The 3,929-nt window shown below is 69.5% G+C and carries 6 protein-coding genes; 3 read left to right on the top strand and 3 right to left on the bottom strand.

The window, feature by feature from the left end:
• Nucleotides 1-349: 349 nt before the first annotated feature.
• Both ACVWWH_RS20075 and ACVWWH_RS20070 read left to right on the top strand, forming a co-directional pair.
• A complete protein-coding gene (locus tag ACVWWH_RS20075) occupies nt 350-1,114 on the top strand; it encodes a helix-turn-helix domain-containing protein (protein ID WP_457317792.1) in 765 nt (254 codons plus the stop codon).
• Between the two features lie 563 nt (nt 1,115-1,677).
• A complete protein-coding gene (locus ACVWWH_RS20070; protein ID WP_457317791.1) occupies nt 1,678-2,082 on the top strand; it encodes a hypothetical protein in 405 nt (134 codons plus the stop codon).
• 44 nt (nt 2,083-2,126) lie between these two features.
• Here the strand turns inward: ACVWWH_RS20070 and ACVWWH_RS20065 are convergent, their stop codons facing one another.
• Both ACVWWH_RS20065 and ACVWWH_RS20060 read right to left on the bottom strand, forming a co-directional pair.
• Complete coding sequence (locus tag ACVWWH_RS20065) at nt 2,127-2,690, bottom strand: hypothetical protein (RefSeq protein WP_457317790.1); 564 nt, start codon at nt 2,688-2,690, stop codon at nt 2,127-2,129.
• Nucleotides 2,687-2,845 (bottom strand): hypothetical protein, encoded by a 159-nt coding sequence (locus ACVWWH_RS20060; protein ID WP_457317789.1) that lies wholly within the window; start codon nt 2,843-2,845, stop codon nt 2,687-2,689. The genes ACVWWH_RS20065 and ACVWWH_RS20060 overlap by 4 nt, the downstream gene beginning before the upstream one ends.
• A gap of 389 nt (nt 2,846-3,234) precedes the next feature.
• Between ACVWWH_RS20060 and ACVWWH_RS20055 the strand changes: the two genes are divergently transcribed.
• Nucleotides 3,235-3,372 (top strand): hypothetical protein, encoded by a 138-nt coding sequence (locus tag ACVWWH_RS20055; RefSeq protein WP_457317788.1) that lies wholly within the window; start codon nt 3,235-3,237, stop codon nt 3,370-3,372.
• A gap of 5 nt (nt 3,373-3,377) precedes the next feature.
• On the opposite strand, the gene ACVWWH_RS20050 is transcribed toward ACVWWH_RS20055, so the two are convergent.
• Nucleotides 3,378-3,929, bottom strand: a 552-nt coding sequence (locus tag ACVWWH_RS20050) for a divalent metal cation transporter (protein ID WP_457317787.1), incomplete at its 5' end; no start/stop codon positions are given.

Here is a 3,929-nt window from a genome sequence, read left to right as displayed (position 1 = left end):
CTCTGCCGTGAACACCACCGTCTCAAGACCCGCGGCCACTGGACCCTCCGCCAACCGGCCACCACCCAGGCCCACCCCCCCCCCCCCAGCCCCCCCCCCCCCCCCCCCCCCCCCCCCCCCCGCCCCCCCCCCCCCCCCCCCCCCCCCCCCCCCCAGTCGACGGAGGCTGACGGCCGGTGGGCTGCAGCTGACAGGCGGACAAGGCTGCGGTCCGAAAGGCTTTGTGCTGGTCTACCCGTCCCCCTCATAGATCCCCCTCCCCTCCTGGCTTCCTCTCTACTCTCTTCATTCCTCCCTGGCGGTTGGCTCCTCTTAGACACGGTGGAACATTCTGGCTATGATCGAAAGTATGATGAGTTTCCATCGCTACCAGTGGCTCTTCGCGGGCCTGGCCCTCGTCGTCCTGGCATGCTCGCTCTCCGTCTCCTACTCCGGCCTGTACGGCGTCTCGGAGTCCATGGGTGTCCCCGGCCCGGTCCGCGCGGCCGTCCCCGTGGGGATCGATGTCAGCCTGCTGATGACCACGGCTGGCGCTTTGGTGTACAAGCAGCGCGGCTGGAGCATTCGGTGGCTGCGTGCCGGCACCGCGTTCTGGACCCTGGTCTCGTGCCTGGGCAACATCGCGCACGTGCTCCTGGCGAACCCGGTCATGACCCGGGCCGCGGAGGCGTCGGCAGTCATCGCCCTGCTCATGCCCGTGGCGGCCCTGTTCAGCTCTGCGATCCTCGAGCGGGTCATGGTCGAGGGCAGGGCGCCCGCCCCGCGGAAGGCCGTGGCCGAGAAGGCGGCGCCCGTGGTCCGCGAGCCTGCCCCCGCCAGGGTGGTGCCGGCACCGGTGAAGTCCGAGGCCGTGAAGCCGGCCGCCGCCGCGGCGGCTCCCCGGCCGCACTTGGTCGAGGCCCCCGCCGCCGAGCCGGTGGCGGAAACGCCGGCCGGCGCCCTGGCGGAGCTCGCTGTCGGCACGGACGAGGGCGAGTTGCGCGCCCGGATCGCCGAGCTCACCGACCAGGGCCTGTCCCAGGCCAAGGTCGCCGACGCCCTAGGGGTGTCCCGGCCGAAGGTCCAGCGGGTCCTCAAGGCCCTGGCCGCCGAGTCCGAGGCGGCGGCAGCATGAGGCGTCGCACCGTCGCGATCCTGACCGAGGTGGCGTGGCCCTCGCCCGCTGCGAGGACGCCGGCCAGGGCGAGGGCCCCGGTGCAGTCCGCCCCGGCCCCACCCCCTTCGGCGACACCCGCACCGGGCGCTGCCCGGCGGTTCATGATGAGGGCTTGAGCCCGCGATCACACCGGTCGAAAGTAGCTAGTGAAGGTGCCACAGAATCGGTTGGTCCACGGCCACGGGGGGAGCAGCATTATGAACGGAGCCGACAAGGATAAGAGGCCCAGCAGGAAGAGGCTGGCCGCCCGGGGCACCTCGCTGCTACTTGCAGCCGTCTTTCAGGCAGCGACAGTTGCTGCCTGTGCGGGTGTTGATAGCCCTGGGCCGGCGGCGGACTCCAGCAGCTCCACAGTCAGCAAAGCCGCAGAGAGCACCTCAGAGAGCACCCCGGCAGCGACCGCTACGACATCCGCCCCTCCGGCTACCGCGGCCCCCGCACCTGGTCCTGTGAATGACCTGACTGGCTTTGGAGCGACCCAGGAGAAGTGGGACAGCACCCACACGGCCGACACCAGTAGGGTGCCCGGGAGTGCCTACAACCCCGGGTTCTCCACTGCCGGGTGCAGCACCAACGGGGATGAGTACTACGCGATGCAGGGCACCACCTTCTACTCGATGTGCCTGCCACCCCACCTATCCCAGGCGGCCGCCCAGGCCCTGGTCATGCAGGAGTTCCCGAAGGACGCCGCCGTCCTCTGGCAGGGAAAGCAGACGAGCAGCGAACCGGACGAGTGCTACGAGGAGGAGGTGCATAGTCCCACGCTGGCGACAGCGCTCGGCGGCAGCGGCAATGCGCTCATCGAGTTCCAGACCTTCGTCCCGGGCAACTCGACCGGCCACATCAAGTACGACGCATCGAACGTGAACAACGTGCTCTTGTCAGGGCAGGACGCCCCGAGTCTCGATGCCGCTGGGGGATGCTGACGCCCACCCCGAGGCGGGGACCGAGGCCACGGATGGCACGACTCCTAGCCGAGCACGCGGGGCAGCAGCAGGAATGCGACCGCGGTGATCACGAGCACGACCCCGAGGAACACAGCCCCGCCGACGCCGCCGCCCTGGGGGCGGCGCGCCTGCCGGGACGCCGGCGCCGGGCGCGGCTTGCGGCGCATGTCCGCCTCGACGTCCCACTCAGGGACCGGGCCGACGACGTCTAGGGTGGACGTCCCGTGCGGCTCCGGCCGGTACGGGGTCGCAGGGGGCGGGGTGGCATCCCACAAGGACGGCTCCTGCACGGGGGCGCCGTAGCTGCGCCGGTCGATCGCCGCGAACAGCACCTGGGCCTCCGGGATGTACGGGGCGGTTCGCCCGTCCGGGTGCACGACGTCCTTCGTCGTGGACCCGTCCAGGAGCTTGGTGCTGACCAGCAGGGGGCCCTTCGCCTTCACGTACCGGCGCAGCATCTCCAGCAGCTCATCGCGGGGGACAGCGGTGAACCCGTCGATGGAGTGCCCGTCGACCTGGACGGACACGGTGCGGTCCAAGAGGTGGACTGCGCCGAGGGTGATGAACCGGCTGGTCACGGTGCTCACTCCGCTGCCACGGCCCGCAGCTCGTCGATGTAGCCGCGGTAGGCGTCATGGGTCAGCTGCAGCCACTCCTTCGCGTCCGCGACCGGCCAGGCCACGAACGCGTCCGAGGCCGTGTACCGGCCGTGGGTGGCACCTCTGCGAAGGATGTGCCGCAAGAAGCCGCGGCAGCGCGTGGCCTGGAACAGACAATGACTTGTCTTCCGAAGTCACCCATAAACCACCCACTTTGAGGTGACACGACGGGAACTCGCGGGTAGCGTCATCAACACCTATTGGGGCGTTTCCGCAGGTGAAGCGGCAGTTTCGGGACGGTCCGGGGATCGGCGGGATCTCCCTTCTGTAAACAGAGGGTCGCCGGTTCGAATCCGGCAGGGGGCTCCACGAACCCCTCTCTGACCTGCGAAAACGCAGATTGGAGAGGGGTTTTCCCATGCTTCGGCCACCCAAGTCTCCCATTTACTCACCCACTTTCGACGACGGATCTCTCCGACGTCTGTCGGGGTCACCCACAATGGCGGGGAGAGCTCCTCGGCTCACCGCACACATGGCGTTCGAGGCGCCCCGCCACGTGTCGATCAAGCGGGAGGAGATCCACACCGCCGTCTCCGAGGCGAACCTGGCGGCCACGGCCGCTCGAGCAGAGGACCTGCTGAATGGGCTCGGCCTTCACGACCCTGCCTGACGGCCTTAGGACCCCTGACCGGTGAGCGTCGTCCAGACGCCGAGGGCGCCGGCGACGGCCATGACGGCCGCCGTTGCCCAGCCGATGGCGGCGGCGGTCTTCCCGTTCGCATAGTCACCCATGATCTTCCGGTCACCGGAGACGAGCATGGTCACGATCAGGAAGGGTGCCGCGGCTATGCCGTTGACGACGGCGACGAAGACCAGCAACTTGATGGGGTCGTCCAGGGCGAGGGCGAGGAGGATGCCGCCGATGATGCCGACGCCGAGCAGGCTGTAGAAGACCCTGGCGTTGCGGGGGCGGCGGTCGAAGCCCCACCGTGTCCCGAGCAGGCCGGCGAGCCCGACCGAGGCCGAGCCGGCCAGGACGGGGATGGCCAGGAAGCCCGTGCCGATGAACCCTATGGAGAACAGGGCCTTGGCCGCGGGACCGGCGACGGGCTCGAGAGCCTTGGCCGCGTCCGCTGCGCTGCTGATCTGTGTGCCGTTCCTCCCGAGGGTCGCGGCACTGGCCGCCATGATCGCGAACATGACCAGCACGGAGAAGCCCATGCCGGT

This window comes from Sinomonas sp. RB5 (genome assembly GCF_054063535.1).
This window is presented reverse-complemented; position numbering and strand designations above follow the sequence as displayed.